Below are 20,192 nucleotides of genomic sequence, written 5' to 3'. Positions count from 1 at the left end.
TCGCCACCGCGTCATGCTCATGGCCCACCTCAGACGCCGCTACCCGTGACGGAGCATCACCGGCGCACGGTGGCACACCCCCGCTTCACGAAAATGGGGTTCGCCCGCAGCCAGCGGCCACCGTCCTGAGGGCCGCCAAGTCCCACCTGTGCCGTCTTGCGGGTGTCTTACGCCTTCCCTGCACGGGAGCTGGGGCGCCGGGACGGCTCGTGACCCGCCTGGAGCGACTACTGGGTCCACCTGACCGAGACCTGCGACACCGACCGACCCGAGGTGGTCGTCCACGTGACCACCACGATCGCCCCCGCCCACGACGGCGAGCAAACCGAGCGGATCCGCGACGACCTCGCCGAGAGCCGCCTGGCCCGGCCGAACACATCGTGGATGCCGCCTACCTCACCCCGGCCCGGACAGCACGCGCCCGTCGGGTCCACGGCATCACCTTGCTGGGCCCGGTGGTGCCCGACCACAGCCACCAGGCCAAGAGTGGCGGCGGCTTCGACGAGGCCGCGGCACCGTGGACTGGAATCACCAGCGGGCCGTCTGCCCCCAGGGCGCGGTCAGCCGGGAAGGCCGCTGCGGATCGGCGGCCACGGCTACATCCAGGTCAAGTTCGCCAAGGCCGACTGCCTGGCCTGCCGGTCCGCCCGCAGTGCACGACCTCCACCAACCGGCCCCGCGCACTCGCGCTCCTGCCCACGCGTGACTCCACCAGATCCAGATGCGCAACCGGCTGAAGCAACAAACCGAAGAGTGGCAGCGGCGCTACGCGATCCGGGCCGGCATCGAGGCCACCCTCTCCCAGGACGTCCGCGCCCGCGGCCTGCGCCGATCCCGCTACCGCGGACTGCCCAGAACACATGTCCAGCATGTCCTGACCGCGCTGGCCTGCAACATCACCCCTGTCGCCGACTGGATCGCCGAGCCGACCACCGCCCGCCGCCGATCAACACGCTTCCACACTCTGTGCACCGCCGCCGCATAACCCGGGAACATCACCAACAGAGTCTGGCCATTGCTCGAGGGGCTACCGTGGCAGGCGGTTGCGACGGGCATCGTCTTCGTAAGCGCTTTGCAGCTCCTTAAGCCCTCCTGGGGTCACGCTGCCGAGGGTGGCCGTTGCCATACGTAGCGCCTCGTACAACGCAATGCGTTCCGGCCAATTGGCGAAAGCCGGTTCGCCAGATCGGAGTTGCGTAGTCAACTCGGCTAGCAACTCGGTCCAGGTCGGAGCAGCTCTTGGGGCTTCCGACAGTACAGCTACGTTTACTGTCATCTTGTGAGACTCGATGCTCGCCATCTTTCTGTGACGATGCTGTCTCCTCTGAGCGGCTGTGCGACATTCTTCCGAGCAGCACTTGGGGGGGCGCCCCCTTCCCTGGTAGGGGATCAAGGCATCACATTGCTGGCAGCGTGATAGCGAAGGGCGAGAACCGCCATGAGCCTGCTCCGCTGAACCTTTGGAAATTTCAGCCTCCATGCGCTTACAAGGTAAGGGAAGTCGATGAATATCGAGAAGAACGACGTTCCCGTCGCTCATCTCCCGCAATTATGTGGTGTTGCTCGTTCAGGCCGAGAGGGCGTCTTGTATATTTCTGTGGGTGCGCGTTCCGAAGGTACAGGTGAACTTAATTCTTCCTCGTCGTCCCGTTTAGCGGCCTTCCGAAGCCGATTACTACTGCGATGACACCAGGGAGCGCCGCAGTGATCAGCATTGCATAGTGCATTAAGTTCTTTCTGCTTCATTCGGACTGTATTAATGGTCAGCGAGAGGAGGACTCGCCTGCCGTCCCGTCGCCAGCCCCGCTGTGTTGCGGTGGCACCTTCCCATACACCCCACGCTTCAGCGTTGTCATCGGCATATGCGCGACACTGCACGATCACCGGGCAGCGTCCGCAAGCAAAGTTTCAGGGCGGCTCGTTTCGCTTCGCTTTGCAAAGACCCGCAGCTGCCAGTCACTGTTGGAGGGCAGCGCCGCTCTGTGGCGAACAACGTGGCGCACAGGACTGCTGATCCGTATAGACATTTCGGCGAGAGATTCTGGAGAGTGTGATGGGCTTAGGCGACCCTGGGTGCACTTCCTGGGAAGGAGGTCCGATAGCATCGCATCGAGCAGAAGTAGGCGGCACGCCCTGCCATCGTGCGCGAATAATGTCGTCCGCAGCACACGCATTGCGCTTCGTCCTTGCTCTGCTCTATGAGGCCAAGCACCTCCAGTAGCATCACGCAATCGTCCTTGTCGCGGGCATGTGAGGCGGTAACGATACGCGCTTTGGTCAGCTTTGATTCCGCGAATGGCTTCACGCAGAGATTGAAGGTCTCGTACGGGTCTCGCTTAGCAGAGAAGGTCATACTTAACACCCGGGTCGGTTTCATTCGTCAGGGCCATTGAAGTGCGACGCCGGTGCACCCTCGGGTGCCATTCGCGTACCGTGGCGCCTACTGCCATTGCAAGTGCGAGGTGACGCAAGGGCATGAGTAATCGTTCCTCAATCCGGTCGGCTGTGGGATCGATCACATGCGCGCCCGGGAGTGGGACCCGCGGCGCGCTCTCCGCCAACGGCCCCACCCCCGCAATCGGCCCCTGCCACCCGTGGTGTCCGGCCGGATGGGGGTCTGTGGGCGTTGTCGACTTGCTCGGGGCATGACTGGCTGGGGCGTTGTCAGGTTGAGTGTGTCTTTGGGGGTGTGATCTGGTTCGGGGCGTGTCCGGCCGCGGTAGCGGCCCCTGTCTCCAGGCCGCGGTGGGCAGGCTGGTGGTGCCGGTGATCTGGTCCCAGATGGTGAAGCCGATGATTATTTCGGTGCGGTAGTCGGTGGCGGTCATCCGGTGGCGTCGGGGCCTGAAGTGGGGGTGAGATGCCGTCGAACACGGCGAGGAACCGTTGCGCGGCGCCGACCGATCGGAAGCCTTTCATGGCGCGTTCGCGTTGCCGGGTCGGCTGGTGGGAGTTCTCGGCCCGGTTGTCCAGGCCCTTGTGTGAGCGGTGCTCGACCGTGGGCATCACCGTGCGCTGGGCGGCGCCGTACCGGATCTCGCTGACGACGTGGGGATGGATGCTCGCCGGCGAACCGGCGCCGACCGGACCCGCCCGCCGGGGCGCGAAGCTGCCCGTCTTCCCCGTCATCGCGATCGACGACCCGGCACTGCCGGAGGTCCTGGCCGAACTGGCGGCGGCACGGGCGGACGAGATGGACGCCGACACCGTCAACCGGGAGCTGGCCATCGCGCGCAAGGCGATCAGCTGGTGGCAGCGCCAGGGCTGGTTCGAACGTGATCCGACGATCGGCATCGAGCGGCGGCCGGCACCACTGGACCGCACCAAGGCCCTCGCAGAGAACCAGATCGCCGCCCTGTGGCGCCTGGACTCGCCCTGCGGGAGAAGACGTTCTGGAAGCTCCTCTACGAAAGTGCCGCACGGGTCGATGAAGTGCTGTGCCTGAACGTGGAAGACCTGTACCCGCAGAACAAGCGCGGCAGGATCACCGCCAAAGGGGGTGACGGAGTGGATTCACTGGCAGTCCGGCACCGCCCAGCTCCTGCCCCGACTGATCGCCCGCCGCACCCGCGGCCCACTGTTCCTCACCGACCGCAAGGCCCCGGCCGGAACGCCGACGCTCGACGTGTGCCCCGAGACCGGCCGGGCCCGGCTTTCCTACCGCCGGGCCGAGGAAATCTTCGAGGAGAACACCCGACTGCTGGCCAACCCGCTCGCCTCATCCGAGGACATCGAGGGGCGTTGTCAGGTTGAGTGGGGGGCTTTCTCGGCTGGCATGATCATGTGTCTGGTGGGGGTCGTTGGAGGGGCTGCTCGTGGACACGGTGTCGTACCGGGGTTTCCGCTTCCCGCCGGAGATCATCAGCCATGGTGTGTGGCTGTACTACCGGTTCAACCGTCTACGCCGCGGCCCTGCGCCGGCGCCGTCCGAGGCCGGGCGACAAGTGGCATCTCGACGAGCTCTTCGTCAAGATCCAGGGACGGCAGCGGTACCTGTGGCGGGCCGTCGACCAGGACGGGAACGTGCTCGACATCCTGCTACAGAACCGGCGCGACGAGTCCGCAGCCAGGCGCTTTCTCCGGAAACTGCTGAAGAAGACCCGGTCCGTGCCCCGGGTGATCGTCACCGACGAGCTCCGCTCCTATAGATCCGCGCGGAGGACTTCGCGATGCCCGCGCCAGTGAGGTACCGATCGACCGCCGCAGTGTACGACGAGGGCGGGGCGGACAGGGGCACCACCCGGTCGCGCGGCAGCCGGAGCGCGCCCCCGGCTCCGAGTTCGGTCACTGGTTCGATCGCCATCCCCATCCCGCTCCTCAGGATCTGCCGCAGTAAATGCATACACCTCGCCCCGACGGTCGGAATGGTCCGCCGCAGGTCGCGGTGATCACGGTAGAGGCTCTGCCGCAGTAAATCGGGCATTTACTGCGGCAGCACCCCACGGGAGTGAGTTCTACAGATTGCAGCGATGACTACCGAGCGCTACTTGTCGGGTGGTGGCAGCTATACGAGAACTGGGCCCAGAACTCTGGTCGCCATATAACACAACGGGGCCGCAAAGGTTCTTTGCCGCCGTGACCACTGTGATCGGCGCGGTGGCGCTGGTGCCCCAGGCAGACTGTGGGCGGTTGACCAAGGAGCTGACCGGTTCCTGGCCGGAAGCGAGGGGCGGCGGGTAGCCGATCAGGCAAGCCGTTTGAGGACGGCTTCGACGGCGTCGACGAGGGTATCGCCCTCGGTGCCGGGGCGCCTGATCAGCCCGAGTTCGACGTCGGGGAGTGCGGGAAGGCCGTGTACGGCAGTGCCCGGTTCGACGGTGGCCGGGAGGAGGGCGGCGGCGCCGAGGCCGGCGCGGACGGCCGCCCGGACGCCGGGCAGGCTGGTGCTCTCGAAGGCGGTGCGCCAGCCGCGTCCGGCGGCTTCGAGGGAGTCAAGGAGCGGTTGGCGCCAGCGACAGGGCTGGGAGAAGAGGACCAGGGGGAGGGGGTCGAGCGTGGTGTCCAGGCCGGGGGTGGCGGCCCAGGCCATGGGGAGGCGCACGGTCCACCGGGGTGGTTCGGGGAGGTAGGACGGGTCGCACAGTGCCAGGTGGATGCGTCCTTGGCCGTATGCCTCGCGGAGTACAGGGCCGGGGCCGCTGATCAGTTCCAGGGTGGCTCTGGGGTTCATGCGGGTGAAGTCGGCCAAGGCCTGGGGGAGCGGCGCGGCGGTGAGGTCTTCGAGCAGGCCCACGCCGCAGTGCCCCTGGACGGCCGGGCCGGTGACGCTGAGTGCCTGGGTGGACAGGGCCAGGATGCGTTCGGCGTACGGCAGCAGCGCCTCGCCGGCCTTGGTGAGGGTGACGCCGGTGGCGGCGCGGTGCAGGAGTGGCTGTCCGACGGTGCGTTCCAGCCTGCGCAGTTGCTGGCTGAGTGCGGGCTGGCTGTGCCCGAGCGCGGTGGCGGCGCGGCTGATGCTGCCGGAGCGCATGCAGGTGACGAAGACCCGCAGCTGAGCCATGTCCAGATCCGATGCCATAACCAGACGTTATGCGATATCTCTGAGATTAGCCAGTTTCTTCTGGCCTGGTGGGGTCGTAGCCTCGGCCGCATGCACTACCACCACGTCGATGTCTTCACCGGCCTGCCCTACAGCGGCAACAGCCTGGCTGTCTTCCCCGACGCCGCCGGGCTCAGCGGTCCCCAGATGCAGCGGATCACGCAGGAGCTACGCCACTTCGAGTCGATCTTCCTGACCCCGGACAAGACCCCGGGGAACTCGGGCTGGCAGGTGCGGGTCTTCGACCTCATCGAGGAACTGGACTTCGCCGGGCACCCCGTCATCGGGGCTGGGTGTGTGCTGCACGCCCTGCACGGTGCCGGTGAGGACGAGACGTGGATGCTGCGGCTGAAGGCCCGCACCGTGGAGGTGACCACGAGGCGGCTCGGAACCGGACGGTACGCCAGCGTGCTGGATCAGGGCCGGGCCGTCTTCCTCGGCCGCCTCGATCCCTCGGACGCGAAGGACCTGGCGTCCTTGTTCGGCCTCGACATCGGGGACCTCGATCCAGATCTGTCCCCGGAGGTCGTCTCGACAGGGCTGCGCTACTTGGTGCTCCCGGTCCGCGAAGGCGCCCTCGACCGCGCCCGCATCGCCTCGGACATCAGCACACGACTGGCGGACCTCGGCGCCCAGTTCGCCTACGTCCTCGATGCCACCGCTCTGGAGGCGCGGCACTGGAACAACGACGGGCTGACCGAGGACGTGGCCACCGGCAGCGGAGCCGGCTGTGCCGCCGCCTACCTGCGCCGTCACGGCCGCATTGGCGACGGCGAGACCGTGACCCTGCGCCAGGGCCGGTTCACCGGACGCCCCAGCGAGATGACCATCAGCGCCCACGGCCACGGGGAGGACATCCACTCCGTGCGGGTCGGCGGCAAGGTCGCCTTCGTCGGCGAGGGACGGCTGGAGGTGTTGCCCCAGTGACCGCCACGACCCGGGAGACGGTGCGGGCGATACCGGCTTACGTCGGGCCGGACACGATCCGCGCACTCGTGGGGTACGAGGACGTCGTCGAGGAAGTGGCGGCAGCGTTCGCCGACTTCAGCCGCGGACTGGGCGACTCGCCGGTGGCGGTGTTCGCGCCGGCGGGCCGGGACGGCGACGTGCACGTGAAGTCGGCCTGGCTGCCGGGCCGTTCCGTCTTCACGGTGAAGGTGGCCACCTGGTTCGCGGAGCGCGCCCGGCATGGCGGCACGCCGGGAGCCGGTGTCGTCGCCGTTTTCGACGCCCGGACCGGGGACCTGCGGGCCCTGCTGGAGGACGAGCACCACCTGTCCGACATCCGCACTGCGGCCGCCGGCGCGCTGGCCGCGCGCACGCTGGCCCAGCCGGACTCCGCCATAATCGGCGTGCTGGGTACCGGAGTCCAGGCGTACCTGCAGATCCTGGCGGCCGCCAACGAACTGCCGATTCGGGAGGTACGGGTCTGGGGCCGCCGCGACGAACGCGTGCGCCGCCTGGCCGCCGCGCTGGGCGTCCGCCGCCCCGACCTGCGGGTGACCCCGGTGGGCACCGCCCGGCAGGCGTGCGAGGGCGCCGACGTGCTGGTGACGGCCACCGCCAGCACTGAACCGCTGGTCGACGCCGAGTGGCTGGCTCCCGGCCTGCACATCACCGCCGTAGGAGCCGACGACCCGACCAAGGCCGAGCTGTCCCCGGCTTGCCTGCACCGCGCCGACCGGATTGTGGTCGACAGCCGCGCCCTCACCACCGTCCACGGAGACCTCGCCCGGGCCCAGACGGCCTTCCCGGGGCTCACGGAACTCGGCGAGGTGCTTGCGGGGTCGGCACCGGGCCGCGAACGGGCTGACGAGATCACCGTCTGCAAGCTCATCGGCCTGGGCGTGCAGGACCTCGCGGCGGCCCAGGTCACCCTGGACCGCCTCCGGGGAACGGGCCCGCAGCTCAGTCGGCCACCGGCCTGTGCGACGGACCTGCGCGCGGACACCGCCCCCGACGGACCGACGGCAAGGAGCTGACCGCACCGTGTCTGCCCGTCCAGACCGCGCACGAGTTGGGACGTCCGTGGATGTCGACGCCATCGTGGAGACCCTGACCACGGCGTTCTTCCACGACCCGCTGTGGGGCCCAGCGTTCCCCGACGCCGAACACCGCGCCGCGCAGGCCGCCTCCATGTGGCGCCTGTACGCGACGTCGGCGTTGCGGTACTCGTGGCTGCTGGTGACGCGGAACGCGGAGGCGGTGGCCGTATGGATCCCGCCCGGCGCAGACGAGCTGACCCCGCAGGAGGCGGCCGGCCTGAAGGACCTGCTGGAGCGGGCGGCCACCCCGGCTGCGGCTCGGACGGTCCTGGACATTGCCGACCGGTTCGAGGCGGCCCGGCCCGCCGAACCGCACTTCTACCTCACGCTCCTGGCCACCCACGACCGCCACCGAGGCCACGGTCTCGGCATGCGCCTGCTGGCCGACAGCCTCGAACGCATCGACGCCCTCGGTGCCCCCGCCTACCTGGAGTCGTCCAACCCGGCAAACCTCGCACGGTACGCAAGCGTCGGCTTCACCGCCCGCGACCGCGTCACCGCTCCGACCGGCCACGTGGTCACCACCATGTGGCGGCCCGCCCGGTGAGCCCGCGTTTCGGCACGGCATTCGTCCTCGACCTCCGTCTCCCACGCGCTCTCATCGAACCACTGGGCATCGGTCGGGCAATACCACTACTCGGGGCGTTGTCAGGTTGAGTGTGTCTTTTGGGGGGTGTGATCTGGCGCTTACCGGGAAGCTCACTGCCGCCGTGGTGAACACGGGCCTTAACCCCAAATCCTGGACACGGGTTATGCGGCTGGTGTCAGCGTAGTTGATGTTGCCCGGGACGCTGTTTCGTAGGCGATTGGGCTGCGGTATCCGAGGCGGGAGTGACGGCGTCGGGTGTTGTAGCGGTGTAGCCAGCGGAACGCGTCCAGGCGGGCCTCGCGTGCGTTGGGCCAGCTCTTTCGGCCCTGGAGCGTCTCGCGTTTGAGGGTCGCGTTGAAGGACTCGGCGAGCGCGTTGTCCGCCGAGCTGCCGATCGCGCTCATGGATTGTCGGACGCCGGCCTTGCGGCAGGCGTCGGCGAAGGCCCGGCTGGTGTACTGGGCGGATTCAACCGGTCGTCGCAACACCTCTTGAGCTGGAGTTTTTCGGGTGGGTGTGCTGGATCGGCAGCGGGCAGTCAGGCAGTATCGCGGGCAGATGCCTTCGCCGGGTCGGCCGAGTGTCGCGTGGCGTGAGGATCGCGTCCGGTTCTGGCAGGCCATCGCGCGGGGGCTGAGCTCGGTAGACGCTGCGGTGGCGATCGGGGTCTCCCCGGCCGTGGGCACGCGGTGGTTTCGGCATGCTGGCGGCGTGAATCCGTGCCTTGCCCCGACTGCGTCGGGCCGCTACCTGTCCTTTTCCGAGCGGATGGGAGGGAGTACGTAATGGCTCGGCAGGATGTGAAGGGCGGGGTCATCCACCTACGCTCGGCCGGGGTGGACCTGGGCAAGCGGTTCTTGGTCGCCTGCACGCGCACCCCCAGTCCGAAGCGGCCGGGAAGCTGGAGCCTAGCCTCGATCTTTCGTGACGGTCCGTCGGTTCTTCGGCGGGCCGTTTCGGTTGTTCGGGCTGGTAGTGGTCAGGTTGATGACCCGGCTCTCGCGTCGGGTGGGCGCCGGGTTCCACGGCTCCGGTCGGGGTGATGCTGCTCGCAGGGACGTGAACGTGCTGGTCAGCCTGGGTTAGGGAGAGCTTCGAGCCGTGCCAGGGCGGCGGTGATCACGTCGGTCCAGGGCCAGTGGCGTGCGAACCTCAGGTGCTGGCGGCGGGCGGTCGTGACGATCTGGGCGGCGGCGGAGAAGAGGCGGAGCCGAAGGCGGCGGGGCTCCCACCTGCGGATTTCGCCGGTCAGAGCGAGCATGGGCATCCAGGCAAGCAGGTCGAGGGCGAGCTGGACGATCTCCAGCCAAATCTGGTTCTGCGCAGTGTCGTGCAGGGGCAGGTTGCGCAGGCCGGTGGCGCGGGCGGCCCGGATGCGGTCCTCGGCGCGTGCCCGCCGGCGGTGTCGCAGCTCCAGTGCCGCGATCGGCATGTCGGTGGTGTTGGTGGCGAAGCAGGTCAGCCGCAGTCCGTCAGCGTCGGTGATCCGCAACTGCGCGCCGGGGTGCGGCCGTTCCTTCCGCACGATCAGCCGCATCCCCTTCGGCCAGCCCTTGAGGCAGTCGCCGTCGAGTTCGGCGACCCAGGCGCCGTCACGGATGTCGCCGTCGGGCTCGACTGCCGGTGTCCAGGCCGGGGCCGGGATCTTGAGTGCGGCCAGGTGGATCTGCTCGGTGATGGTCATGCCGACCGAATACGACAGCCACCGCCCGCGCTGAGCCAGCCAGGCCACAAACTCGTGAGTACCGCCGCCGGCATCGGTGCGGATCAGCGTCTGCCGGCCTCGCCGGTAGGTCTTCGGCAGCTGGGCCAGGGCCAGTTGGGCGGCGGTGATGTGGTCCGTGGCGGTGTTGCTGCCCGCGTTTCCGGGCCGCAGCACAGCGGCCACAGGCTCGCCCGACCCATCGATGCCGTGATCGACGAAGCCCATCAGCGGGTGGTGCCCGAAGGTCTTCTTCCAGGTGGCAGCGGCGTCCTGCTTGTCGGAGTGGCAGATCACCAGGACACCGTCCAGGTCCACGGTCACCTGTCCGCCGGCGTCCGGCGCCGCTTCGCCCGCCAGTCGCCAGACGTGTTCGCGGACATGGGCACGGGCCTGGCGGATCGCGGTCAGCGCACGGTTCCCACCGGCGGCAAGGGCGTCTATCAGCCGGGAGACCGTCGGGTCTGAGGCCACCGGCCCGAACACGCCGGGCTCGGCCCGCAGCATGGCAACATCCGCGAGGCAGTCGCCGCCGAGCGCGACCGAGAGCGCGAGATCCAGCACCGTCTTGCCGGGATCGTGTACCGCGCGGGACTTCCGCCAGGGCGCCAGTGCCGTCGATATCGCCTGATCCAGACCGGACTTGCGGACCGTCTCCACCAGCAGCACGGCCCCGGCCTGCGAGACCACCCCACGACCGCCGCCCTCAGCGCGGACACGCGGGTACGACCCGATACGCTTCTTCACCTGGAAAGTGCCTCCGACAGGGGCGAGAACAAGGGCCTAGACAATCCTCATTCTCGCTGGTCAGAGGCACTTTCTGCTGTCCTGATCACCCACTGGACAACCCACTTCGGTCGGGTAGCGGGGACGCATTGCTGCGTCCCCGCCCCCTCAGAACCGTGCTTGCGCCTTCCAGCGCACACGGCTCAAGCGGGCCTCTGGCCGCTCGGTACGGTGTCATTCTTCCGGTCACCGGCGTGTAATTGCCGGTGGCAGAGTGTGTGTACGACTTCCAGATTGTCGAGGTGGTCGCTTCCACCCCGGCCGCGGTATTGCAGGTGGTGTACGTGGATCCCCCGATAGGAGGCCGTGAACCACCGGGCCCAGTCATTGACATCATCGGGGTCGTAACCCGCGCCTTCGATCAGGTCCTGCCCGCATCTGGGGCACAGTCCCTTCTGTCGGGCTGCCAGCAGGAGAATCTGTTTGGATTCCACACTCGGCATCCGCTTTCGGGCTCGATTCCTCCAGTAGTCGTCCAGTTCCGCGTTGTCTCGGGAGCAATCTCCCTTGACCATCACGTGCCGAACGATTCCGGTCCAGGCGAACTTCGGCAAGTATCCGGCTTCGGAGCCGAAAACCCACCTGTCCTCCCGGCCCTTGCAGAACTTCCCCCAGTACCGTTCCCGGAGCCAGCGGGGCGTCTTCCCGGTTGCAGTAGATCGCCCATCTCCTCAAGGCGTGGTGCGTGAAGTCGTCCAGCTTCCTGAATGTTTCCTTCGAGACAACGTGCCGGTAGTAGATAGACCATCCTCGGACAAGGGGGCCGAGGGCACCAGCCAAACGTTCGGCGGGTGCGCCACGGTGCTGCCGGATGACGGTCCTGATCTTCTTCTTGACTCGTTGTACTGCATCCTTGCTCGGCTTGATGATCAGCTTCTGGTCGTAGCGCCTGACGTTGAACCCGAGGAAGTCAAATCCGTCAGCGAGGTGGACGACACGTGTCTTCTCCTCGTTGAAGGAAAGCCCTCTCGGCTGGAGCCAGACAGCCAACTTCGTTTGCAAATCACGTGCTTCCGACTCCGAGATGCACAACACGACGAAGTCATCGGCATACAGAACAAGAGCGGGAGGCACGTGCCTTGTCCCTCTTGCGGGAACATTTGCATTGATCGCATCCCCCATCCCGTGCAGGGCCACATTAAGCAGCAGTGGACTGATGACTCCGCCTTGCGGCGTGCCATCCGTAGTGTGCGCGTAGGTGCCCTGATCCATGACCCCAGCGCGCAGCCACCCTCTGACCTGCCGTCGGCCCGGGAACAGGCCGATGGAGTCCATGAGATGGCTGTGGCTGATGCGGTCGAAGGCCGCCGACAGGTCCGCGTCGAGAACCCACAGACGTTTTGCGTTCTTCTGGCAGACGATCTGGAAGATAGCCCCGATCGCGTCAGCGCATCCGCGTCCCGGGCGGAACCCGTAAGTCCGCCCGTCGAACCGCGCTTCCCACTCCGGCTCCAGGGCGTTCTTCACCCTCGCCTGGTTCACGCGGTCACGAATGACGGGGATGCCCAGCGGTCGGGTCTTCCCGTTCGCCTTCGGGATGTACACACGCTTGACGGGCTTTGCCGGGATTTCCGGTTCGGCGAGTGTCTTCCTCGCCAAGGTGCCCCGGTCCTTTGGAGTCAGCGCAACGACCCCGTCGATTCCCGCTGTTTTCTTCCCGGTACTCTGCTGTGTCACCCGGCGAACACTTGTCAGCGCGTTTGCCTTGGATCGCAGCATGAGCTTTTGCAGGTTGCGCACCTGCTTGATGTCACCATTCCGTGCAGCCCTGTAGATCCTCTGACGCAGCCGCTTTACGGACGCTTCTTCAGACCGCCAGTCGATACCGGCCCAGAATTCTGCGTCGCCCTCGGGTCCGTTCATCGGGAGGGCGTGCTGCGGCTCCAAAGCATCGCCGCCCCTCCTTCTGTCTAACTTGTGCCTCGGTGCAAGGTTTTGCCCGTTGGCTCTATATGGCCTACCTGTCCCACGTCAGCACTCTTTCGAGTCCAGCCACAAGGCTGGTATCCGCCGAGTTATACCCGGAGGGGGAGAGTCCCCAAGGCCCGGGCTTTCCTCTGGGCTTTCGCCCCAGCGGCATTCGCTTCTTGGGACATCCTGTTCCCGCACCGGATTTCTGCCTTTGTTACCTCCGGATTACCGGCTGACCAGCCGGACCCGTACGGGGTTCCCGTGTTCCACTGTCTGTAGTCGCGTCCGGATAGGGCGCCCTCTCTAAGCCGACTCCCACGGTGACCTACACTGGAAACCAATGGTTCCCTTGAGCCTCTTTCAATACAGCTCACGTCGTGTCGCACTTCTCAATGCCAGGAGTTCCCACCGCCGCCCGCTTCACCATTGACGCGGTGTTCCTCATGTCGGCCCGTAGAGACAAGGGTTCGCTCTCGCTCGCCCGCTCGGACTTCCCCTTCGCTTGTGGCGTGATGATGGCCCATCGTGCCCTTGAGCTTGACCACCTCGGCTCAGCACCCCCGCGTCACTGCGGACGCACCCGAAGCTGGGGACCGGCCATCGGTCACAGGCCGGAGCAGCCGACTCCTCTCCTTGCAACTACCACTACATGACAGCGACTTCGCGTCGCACTGAAAGCGTGAGGCTAGAGACCGAGCGGTTCGGCACCACTCAGACCGAGATCCGTCGGCTGCTGGCCTGGCTGGTCGAGGCCCGCGTCGAGGTGGTCGTGCTGGAGGCGACCTCGGACTACTGGCGGAGCGTCTACTACATGCTTCAGCCGCGCCTGAACTTGATGCTGGTCAACCCCGCCCACCTGAAGGGCATCAGGGGCCGCAAAACCGATCCGAGCGACGCGGCGTTCCTCGCCCGGGCCGGCGCGTCCGGAATGGCGATGGGTTCCTTCGTCCCCGAGCGGGAGATCCGCGAGCTGCGGGACCTGACTCGCCGTCGGACCGAGATCGTCCGCGCCGCAGGCCGTGAGGCCCAGCGGTTGGAGAAGGAACTCGAAGACACCGGCGTGAAGTTCACCTCGGTCCTTACTGATCATTTCAGAATGAGGTTCGGAGGCGTCTCAAGCAGATGATGCTGCAGGCGAGTTGGAGTAGGCCCAGGTGGAGATCGGCACGTATCTCGTAGCGGATCCGGAGCCGCTTGAACTGGTGGAGCCATGCGGTTGGGTCGGCCGCGCGGCGAGGTGCTCGCCGTTAGGCGAGTCCTGTTCCGCGCGGCCTCCCGCCGAACCGGACATGACGGTTTCCCGGTCATCCGGCTCTCCAGTGACTACTGCGTGAGGGATCTGGCTGGCCGTTCTGAGTGGATGCGGTCGTGGCAGGTGTCGCAGGCCACAACGGTCTTGCGACGCCGGTGAAGCATGACGCGCGCCCAGTCAGAGGGCTGCCATCCGGCATGGGCGAGGTCGGCGAGAGCGCGGACGTGGTGCACTTGCACGTTGCCTTTGCTCCCGCAGATCTCGCAGGTGTAGGAGCCTCGCAATGAGTTCCTTTTGCGGATAGTCCACCTGGACCGGCTCGCGATCGGCTAGTTCTGCCGCTCGCTGCCGTTGGAGGGGGATCCCACCGAACCGTGCCACCAGTGGTTTCCTGTTCTTCCGCTCGATGCGGGCCTCGAAACACACTCGGAGCCCGTTGGGGGTGTCGATTCTGGCCTTGTGTCTGGCGGCCATCTTCGACACTGACGAGCGATGCTTGGCTGCGATAGTCTTGAGCATGGACGTCTCCATCACCCATTGCAGCCGGTGCAGCCGGAAGACATCTCCGGCAAGCAGGTAGTACTGGACTACGCCCCGGTAAACGGTCCCGAAGGTCGCGACGATCGCATGATCGCTGCTGTTGATCAGGGCCGTCTTCCTCGCGGGTTTTCCGCGGGCGAGATAGGGGGCGCACTTGGCCTTGATCACGTCCCGGGGGACACGGAGTGCTATCTGGCCGTTGACCCGTCGGTATCGGCCTGTCTTCTTCGTGTCGTTGTGCTGGGTCGTGATCTCGTAGCCGAGAAACCTCGCTGCCCGGGTGCGGGCGTGAGTGATCAGTGTCTTTTCCTGGGACAGTTCCAGCTTGAGTTCGTCACGCAGGAACTGGGCCAGGCGTTGTTTGATCTGCTCGGCCTCGGCTTTCGGTCCGGTGAAACCGAGGAGGTGATCGTCCGCGTAGCGTATATAGCGCAGTCTGCGGTATGCCGGATCGTTAGGATCCGAGCTCGGCAGGCTGACCATCCGCTGACGCAGCGTCCGGGCTTGGGCCCGGTCGCCGCGCCGGCGGGCTTTCGCCAGCAGATTCTGCAACTCCAGGTAAGCCGGGTTGCGGGCCCGGCGATCTCCTCGGGTGTATTCCGGAATCAGAACTGTCTCGACAAACTCATCCAGCTTGTGCAGGTAGATGTTGGACAGGAGCGGGGAGGCCACTCCGCCTTGCGGCGCTCCGGAGAGCGTGGCGCCCCATCTCCAGTCCTCCAGGTATCCGGCCGTCAGCATGTTGCGCACCAGCCGCAGAAACCGCTGGTCATGGATCTTCTCACCGAGGATCGACAGCAAGACCTGATGGTCCAGGCTGCCGAAGCAATCAGCAATGTCCCCTTCGATGAACCAGGACGTACCGGTCCAGGTGTGGTCCACCTCCCGCAGTGCGGTGTGGCAGCCCCGGCGGGGACGGAACCCATGAGAGCGGTCGGAGAACGTCGGCTCGTAATACGCCTCCAGTAACAGGCGGACCACTTCACCGACGAGCTTGTCCGACCAGGTCGGCAGTCCCAGTGGACGCATCTTCCCGTTCTTCTTGGGGATATGGACGCGCCGGACCGGCTTGAAGCGATAGCGCTCGTGACGCATCGCCTCAATGATCCGGTCGATCTTCCGCTGTGACATGCCGTCCACGGTTTCCGACGTGACCCCGGGCGTCATCGCACCATGATTGGCATAGATACGACCGTAGGCCAGCAGATACAACTGCGGGTTGAACAGCTGCCGATACAGCTCATCGCACGACAGACCACGTCTGCCGCGTTCACGCAGGACACCCAGCACCGTTTCGGCGCTCTGCATTCCGCATACCTCCCGAGTCTGGAGTGTCCGAATCACCTGGCCCCCTTCGCCCGATGTGGACGGCTTTCCCGTCCTCCCTGGCCGGTCGTGACTCCGGCGACTACTACGGGGCCTCCGTCGCCATAGGACTCGCGTCCCGTAGGCGATCCCACGTTCGTCCCTGTCTGTACGTTCTAGCGCGACGTAGGCGTCCCACTCATCTCCTTGAATGTCCTCGCTGGACATTGCTCCGCACGCCCGGAAGTTGCGTCGACCAACGTTCCGATGTCCACGCAGGGTGCGGCGCCGGTTTCAGTTGTCTTTCCGGCGGATGGGAGCTTGCATCTTCTGGAGATTGGGCTTCAAACAATCCAGTCTTCGCCATATCGCGCGGGCCGCCCAGCACACCGTTTCCAACAACTGAACCCGGTCACTGGTTTTCTGACATGCTCTTGTCCCCTTCACCTTTCGGATCCAGGTGAGTCATCCGGCCCAGGAACCTCCTTCCGAGTTCCTCCCGGCTGAACCGGGGATACAAACAGAGCGCCTCGTGGCGCACAAGGTGCGCTCGACGACCCAGCGGGTCTTGCCCAGGCCGGAGCCGTGGGCTGTGCCCTTGCGGGCGATCTTCGGTGTGATGCCGCGGGCCCGCAGTAGACGGCGGTACTTGTCGTAGTCGTAGCCCCGGTCGGCGAACAGCCGGCGCGGCCGGTGACGTGGCCGTCCGCGCACCCCGCGGATGCGGGGTATCGCGTCCAGCAGTGGCATCAACTGTGTGACGTCATGACGGTTTCCGCTGGTCAGCGAGACTGCCAGGGGTGTTCCGTGCCGGTCGGTGATCAGGTGGTGCTTGCTGCCCGAACGGGCGCGGTCGACCGGCGAAGGTCCGGTGTTAGCCCCCCTTTGAGGGCCCTGATGTGGGAGCCGTCGACTGCCGCGTCGTCCATGTCCAGCAGGCCGGCTGCCCGCAGTTCCGCCAGCAGGACCTCGTGCAGGCGGGGCCAGACGCCTGCCTCGGTCCAGTCCCGCAAGCGTCGCCAGGACGTCACCCCGCTGCAGCCGATCCTGTCCGAAGGAACATCAGCCCAGCTCACGCCCTTGCGGAGCACGTAAACGATCCCGCGCAGGGCAGCCCGGTCGTCCACCGGCAGCCGACCGGGATGCCTCCGGCGCCTCGGCGGGCGAGGAGGAAGCAATGGGGCCACGCGTTCCCACAGGTCATCAGGCACAAGATCATCCGACACCCACAGAACTCTGCCGTGACCACACCCAACTGCCAAGCCCTACAAGCGAACTCATTCTGAAATGATCAGTTAGAGCGACGTCGTCGGCGCCACCGGACGCGCCATCCTGGAGGCTCTCATCGCCGGCGAGCGCGATCCCCGGCGTCTGGCGGACCTGGCCCGAGGCAAAGCCCGAAACAAGATCCCGGCTCTCGTCGAGGCCCTGGACGGCGAGTTCACCACCCACCACGCGTTCATGGTCCGCCACTACCTGGACGAGATCGACCACCTGAACAGCATGATCGCCCTGTTCGACAACCGGATCGCCACACTGCTGGACGAGCGCGATCAGGACCTGAACAACCTCGACACCATCCCGGGGATCGGCCGGCTTGCGGCCGAGGTCATCATCGCCGAGACCGGCGGCGACATGGCTCAGTTCGCCTCCGCCCAGCACCTCGCCTCCTGGATCGGGGTCTGCCCGGGCCAGAACGAGTTGGCCGGGGTCAGCAGATCCGGACGCAACCGTCCGGGCAACAGCAACATCAAACGCCTGCTCGGGACCGCCGCCATGGCGGCGATCAGAGACAAGACCTCCTACCTCGCCGCCTTCTTCCGCCGCATCTCCGCCCGCAGAGGCGGCAAACGGGCCCTGGTCGCCGTCATGCACAAGCTCGCCATCGCGATCTGGCACGTCCTGTGCGACAAGACCGCCTACCGCGATCTGGGAGCCGACTACTTCGCCATGCGTGATCCCGAACGAGCCATGCGCCGCATGATCAAGGAAGCCGGGCCTTCCCCCGTGATGGTGGACACGCTTTGTTGATCACGCGGCGAGCGTGAGCTTAGCCGCGTGGTGTCGGCGTTCGTATTCGTTGGGGCTGAACTGACCGTTGGCGGAGTGTCGTCGGCGGGTGTTGTAGCGGGTCAGCCAGGCGAAGACCTTGTTCCTGCAGGTGACCGGGTCGCCGTAGTCGCGGGCACCCTGGAGCGTCTCGCGTTTGAGGGACGCGTGGAAGCTCTCGTAGGCCGCGTTGTCCGCGCTGCTGCCGACCGCGTCCATCGACCGGGTGACCTTGAGCTGGTCGCAGAGGTCGGCGAAGACCCTCGAGCCGTATTGGGCCCCGTGATCGGAGTGGAAGACGGAACCGTCCAGGCTGTCGCGGGTGCGGGCGGCCATCCGCAGCGCGTCGGAGACCAGTCCGGTGCGCATGTGGTCGGCGATGGACCAACCGACGACCTTGCGGCTGAAGCAGTCCAGCACGGTCGCGAGATAGAGGAACTCGCCGTTCGCGAGGGGCAGGTAAGTGATGTCGCCCATGTATTTCCGGCCCGGTTCGGCGGCGGTGAAGTCCCGCTGGAAGAGGTCCGCAACCAGGGAGGCGGCCGGGTCCGAGACCGTGGTGCGGATGCGTCTGCGCAGGCGGATGCCGGTGATGGAGAACGTTCGCATGACGCGGGCGACCCGCTTCTCGTTGACGTGCAGGCCCGTCTCCTTCAGCTCCGCGGTCACCCGCGGGGAGCCGTAGGTGCCGCCGGAGTCCGCGTGAACCTTACGGATCCTCGTCGCCAGATGCTGGTCGGCCCGCTGCCGGGCCGTTCTGGCGTCGCCGCCGGCCAGCCACTTGTAGTAGCTGGACCTGTTCACCTCCAGGACCTCGCAGAGCCGCTTCACCTCGAAGGCGTCCCGGTGGTCGTCGACGAACTGGAAGCGGCTCCTCACCAGTTCGTCGCCGAGTAGCCGGAGGGAATTTCACCCTCCGGCCCTCACAGAACGGAGCGTGACGATCTCTCGTCACTCCGCTCTTGTCGTCCTGATCGTCAGACCAGTACGGCACTCACGGTCGGAGTGATGCGCCAGTGCGCGAACATGCGTGGGTATCGCCGGGCAATCTCCTGCATCTTCGCCAGCGCCTTCCGCTTGGCCGCGAGCCGTTTGTACTTCTTGCGGATCCAACGCACCAGGTAGGAGTTGATGCGTGTCACGAAAGTGGTCAACTCCCAAGGCCGTAAGCGGCCGTAGTAGTTGATCCAGCCCGCCACGACAGGGTTGATCCTCCGGGCGAGCTCCTGGAAGGTCAGATCGGTGCGGGTGTGCAGATGCCAGCTCCGCACTTCCCGGCCCATCTTCGTGAGAGCGTCCTTGCTGACCGCCGGGTCGAACGCCAGGAACTGGTTCCCGTGCCGACTCCGGTTCCTCCTGGCGCGGAAAGTGTATCCCAGAAACGTGAACGCCTGGTGCTCGTGGGAGCCTTGGCGATTCCCGTCCCGGCAATACACGATCCGGGTCTTGGCCGGGTGCAGACGCAGCCCGACCTCGGCCATCCTGTCCGTGAGCGCGGCCAGCACCTGACGGGCCTGGCGCTGGGTGACACAGTGCAGCACCGCATCATCTGCATAGCGTTCGAACCAGACGGACGGGAACTCCCGGGCCATCCAGATGTCGAATGCGTAGTGCAGGAACAGGTTCGCCATGACAGGAGACACCGGAGCCCCTTGTGGGGTTCCGCGGTCCCGTTGCAGCAGAGAGCCGTCGGGCATCTGGAGCGGGGCAGCGAGCCACCTCCGCACATACAAGTTCACCCAGACGGCGTCGGTATGCGCTTCCACCGCCTTGACCAGCAGGTCCCAGGGCACGCTGTCGAAGAACTTGGCGATGTCGAACTCAACCACCCAGTCCCGTTTCCAACAGCGTTCCCGGCACTTCTCCACCGCATCCAAGGCGGACCGTCCGGGCCGGTATCCGAAACTGTCAGGATGGAAAATCGGTTCCACCCTCCGCATGAGATGCCGGGCCACAACAGTCTGAGCCACACGATCGGCGACGGCGGGAATCCCTAGGATCCTTTCGCCGCCTCCCTGTGGCTTGGGAATTGCCACCGCGCGCACCGGAGATGGGAAGTATGAGCCTGACGACATTCTGTTCCAGACCTTGTAGAGGTTGTTCCTCAGGTCCTTCTCGAAGTCGTCGATGCTCTGCCCGTCCACTCCCGGCGCGCCTCTATTCGCTCTGACTTCCTCCCATGCCTCCTTGACTTCCCACTTTGAGATCTCAAACGGCTTGGTCTGCGACTTCAACTGGTCCACCGAACTCCTCCCGGACACTGTCCGGTTGATGCGATTAACACAGTCACGAACGACCCGGCCCCTTCGCTCCACCCCGATTACAGGGGCTTCACCACTACTACGAGCCGGTCCGCCGGCATGCCCCGCGTCGGTACTCACTGAGCTTTGCTGATCAGGTTGATGCTGAGTGGATTTCGAGTCCGGTGTGGGCGAGGAATGCGGTCAGCAGGGCGGGGTGGTGCTGGATGCTGC

General features: G+C 66.1%; 13 protein-coding genes and 9 pseudogenes. 9 read left to right on the top strand and 13 right to left on the bottom strand.

All coding sequences use genetic code 11. The features are described 5' to 3' along the window. Positions 1 to 721: 721 nt before the first annotated feature. Complete coding sequence (locus ACFV3E_RS44840) at positions 722 to 985, top strand: transposase (protein ID WP_500542056.1); 264 nt, start codon at positions 722 to 724, stop codon at positions 983 to 985. 551 nt (positions 986 to 1,536) lie between these two features. On the opposite strand, the pseudogene ACFV3E_RS44835 reads toward ACFV3E_RS44840, so the two are convergent. Continuing rightward, positions 1,537 to 1,890 (bottom strand): annotated as a pseudogene (locus ACFV3E_RS44835) (WhiB family transcriptional regulator); the annotation flags it as partial. A 978-nt stretch (positions 1,891 to 2,868) separates the two neighbouring features. Then, positions 2,869 to 3,030 (bottom strand): annotated as a pseudogene (locus ACFV3E_RS44830) (DDE-type integrase/transposase/recombinase); the annotation flags it as partial. On the opposite strand from ACFV3E_RS44830, the gene ACFV3E_RS44825 reads away from it, so the two are divergent. Beyond that, on the top strand, positions 2,999 to 3,445 hold the full coding sequence (locus ACFV3E_RS44825; RefSeq protein WP_500542058.1) for a hypothetical protein: 447 nt from the start codon (positions 2,999 to 3,001) through the stop codon (positions 3,443 to 3,445). The pseudogene ACFV3E_RS44830 and the gene ACFV3E_RS44825 overlap by 32 nt on opposite strands. A 364-nt stretch (positions 3,446 to 3,809) precedes the next feature. Next, positions 3,810 to 4,161 (top strand): annotated as a pseudogene (locus ACFV3E_RS44820) (IS6 family transposase); the annotation flags it as partial. Between the two features lie 523 nt (positions 4,162 to 4,684). On the opposite strand, the gene ACFV3E_RS44815 reads toward ACFV3E_RS44820, so the two are convergent. Continuing rightward, entirely contained in the window at positions 4,685 to 5,518 is an 834-nt protein-coding gene (locus ACFV3E_RS44815) for a LysR family transcriptional regulator (protein WP_500542054.1), read from the bottom strand. Between the two features lie 72 nt (positions 5,519 to 5,590). On the opposite strand from ACFV3E_RS44815, the gene ACFV3E_RS44810 reads away from it, so the two are divergent. Genes ACFV3E_RS44810 through ACFV3E_RS44800 form a run of 3 tightly spaced genes read left to right on the top strand, consistent with a single transcriptional unit; the run spans position 5,591 to position 8,131 of the window. Then, entirely contained in the window at positions 5,591 to 6,466 is an 876-nt protein-coding gene (locus ACFV3E_RS44810) for a PhzF family phenazine biosynthesis protein (RefSeq protein WP_500542052.1), read from the top strand. Beyond that, the gene (locus ACFV3E_RS44805; protein ID WP_500542050.1) at positions 6,463 to 7,521 is read left to right on the top strand and encodes an ornithine cyclodeaminase family protein; all 1,059 of its coding nucleotides are present in this window, start codon (positions 6,463 to 6,465) and stop codon (positions 7,519 to 7,521) included. The genes ACFV3E_RS44810 and ACFV3E_RS44805 overlap by 4 nt, the downstream gene beginning before the upstream one ends. Positions 7,522 to 7,567: 46 nt before the next feature. Beyond that, the gene (locus ACFV3E_RS44800; RefSeq protein ID WP_500542048.1) at positions 7,568 to 8,131 is read left to right on the top strand and encodes a GNAT family N-acetyltransferase; all 564 of its coding nucleotides are present in this window, start codon (positions 7,568 to 7,570) and stop codon (positions 8,129 to 8,131) included. A gap of 203 nt (positions 8,132 to 8,334) precedes the next feature. Here the strand turns inward: ACFV3E_RS44800 and ACFV3E_RS44795 are convergent. Further along, positions 8,335 to 8,637, bottom strand: a pseudogene (locus ACFV3E_RS44795) (integrase core domain-containing protein); the annotation flags it as partial. Positions 8,638 to 8,683: 46 nt separating this feature from the next. Here ACFV3E_RS44795 and ACFV3E_RS44790 point away from each other — a divergent pair. Then, positions 8,684 to 8,941 (top strand): annotated as a pseudogene (locus tag ACFV3E_RS44790) (IS30 family transposase); the annotation flags it as partial. A 304-nt stretch (positions 8,942 to 9,245) separates the two neighbouring features. Here ACFV3E_RS44790 and ACFV3E_RS44785 read toward each other — a convergent pair. The 3 genes from ACFV3E_RS44785 to ltrA (ACFV3E_RS44775) form a co-directional block, all read right to left on the bottom strand. Beyond that, positions 9,246 to 10,622, bottom strand: a complete 1,377-nt coding sequence (locus tag ACFV3E_RS44785; protein ID WP_500542046.1) for an IS1380 family transposase — start codon at positions 10,620 to 10,622, stop codon at positions 9,246 to 9,248. 182 nt (positions 10,623 to 10,804) lie between these two features. Next, a complete protein-coding gene (locus ACFV3E_RS44780) occupies positions 10,805 to 11,104 on the bottom strand; it encodes an HNH endonuclease (protein ID WP_500542044.1) in 300 nt (99 codons plus the stop codon). Continuing rightward, positions 10,995 to 12,524: a group II intron reverse transcriptase/maturase gene (gene ltrA / locus ACFV3E_RS44775; protein WP_500542042.1), complete on the bottom strand. Its 1,530-nt coding sequence runs from the start codon at positions 12,522 to 12,524 to the stop codon at positions 10,995 to 10,997. Before ltrA (ACFV3E_RS44775) ends, ACFV3E_RS44780 begins: the two co-directional genes overlap by 110 nt. 697 nt (positions 12,525 to 13,221) lie before the next feature. On the opposite strand from ltrA (ACFV3E_RS44775), the gene ACFV3E_RS44770 reads away from it, so the two are divergent. Then, the gene (locus tag ACFV3E_RS44770; RefSeq protein ID WP_500542040.1) at positions 13,222 to 13,698 is read left to right on the top strand and encodes an IS110 family transposase; all 477 of its coding nucleotides are present in this window, start codon (positions 13,222 to 13,224) and stop codon (positions 13,696 to 13,698) included. On the opposite strand, the pseudogene ACFV3E_RS44765 reads toward ACFV3E_RS44770, so the two are convergent. The 4 genes and pseudogenes from ACFV3E_RS44765 to ACFV3E_RS44750 all read right to left on the bottom strand — a co-directional run. Further along, positions 13,664 to 13,786, bottom strand: a pseudogene (locus ACFV3E_RS44765) (IS5/IS1182 family transposase); the annotation flags it as partial. The gene ACFV3E_RS44770 and the pseudogene ACFV3E_RS44765 overlap by 35 nt on opposite strands. A gap of 109 nt (positions 13,787 to 13,895) precedes the next feature. Then, positions 13,896 to 15,672: pseudogene (locus tag ACFV3E_RS44760) on the bottom strand (reverse transcriptase domain-containing protein). 540 nt (positions 15,673 to 16,212) lie between these two features. Continuing rightward, a pseudogene (locus ACFV3E_RS44755) lies at positions 16,213 to 16,895 on the bottom strand (IS5 family transposase); the annotation flags it as partial. After that, positions 16,885 to 17,163 (bottom strand): hypothetical protein, encoded by a 279-nt coding sequence (locus tag ACFV3E_RS44750; protein WP_500542038.1) that lies wholly within the window; start codon positions 17,161 to 17,163, stop codon positions 16,885 to 16,887. The pseudogene ACFV3E_RS44755 and the gene ACFV3E_RS44750, both read right to left, overlap by 11 nt. Between ACFV3E_RS44750 and ACFV3E_RS44745 the strand changes: the two genes are divergently transcribed. After that, positions 17,131 to 17,700 carry a transposase gene (locus tag ACFV3E_RS44745; RefSeq protein WP_500542036.1) on the top strand — a complete coding sequence of 190 codons (570 nt, stop codon included), beginning with the start codon at positions 17,131 to 17,133 and terminating at the stop codon, positions 17,698 to 17,700. The genes ACFV3E_RS44750 and ACFV3E_RS44745 overlap by 33 nt on opposite strands. Here the strand turns inward: ACFV3E_RS44745 and ACFV3E_RS44740 are convergent. Both ACFV3E_RS44740 and ltrA (ACFV3E_RS44735) read right to left on the bottom strand, forming a co-directional pair. Continuing rightward, a pseudogene (locus ACFV3E_RS44740) lies at positions 17,701 to 18,606 on the bottom strand (IS3 family transposase); the annotation flags it as partial. An 89-nt stretch (positions 18,607 to 18,695) separates the two neighbouring features. After that, positions 18,696 to 19,961: a group II intron reverse transcriptase/maturase gene (gene ltrA, locus ACFV3E_RS44735; RefSeq protein ID WP_500542034.1), complete on the bottom strand. Its 1,266-nt coding sequence runs from the start codon at positions 19,959 to 19,961 to the stop codon at positions 18,696 to 18,698. Between the last annotated feature and the right edge of the window lie 231 nt (positions 19,962 to 20,192).

The organism is Streptomyces sp. NPDC059718 (assembly GCF_042733315.1).
Lineage (GTDB): Bacteria > Actinomycetota > Actinomycetes > Streptomycetales > Streptomycetaceae > Actinacidiphila.
The sequence above is the reverse complement of the archived record's forward strand: the minus strand, read 5'-3'. Positions and strand labels throughout refer to the sequence as shown.

Coding starts and splice junctions, on each gene's coding strand:
- ACFV3E_RS44840 (WP_500542056.1), top strand. CDS start 722: ATGCGCAACCGGCTGAAGCAACAAACCGAAGAGTGGCAGCGGCGCTAC.
- ACFV3E_RS44815 (WP_500542054.1), bottom strand. CDS start 5,518: ATGGCATCGGATCTGGACATGGCTCAGCTGCGGGTCTTCGTCACCTGC.
- ACFV3E_RS44810 (WP_500542052.1), top strand. CDS start 5,591: ATGCACTACCACCACGTCGATGTCTTCACCGGCCTGCCCTACAGCGGC.
- ACFV3E_RS44780 (WP_500542044.1), bottom strand. CDS start 11,104: ATGCCGAGTGTGGAATCCAAACAGATTCTCCTGCTGGCAGCCCGACAG.
- ltrA (WP_500542042.1), bottom strand. CDS start 12,524: ATGAACGGACCCGAGGGCGACGCAGAATTCTGGGCCGGTATCGACTGG.
- ACFV3E_RS44770 (WP_500542040.1), top strand. CDS start 13,222: ATGACAGCGACTTCGCGTCGCACTGAAAGCGTGAGGCTAGAGACCGAG.
- ACFV3E_RS44745 (WP_500542036.1), top strand. CDS start 17,131: ATGGTCCGCCACTACCTGGACGAGATCGACCACCTGAACAGCATGATC.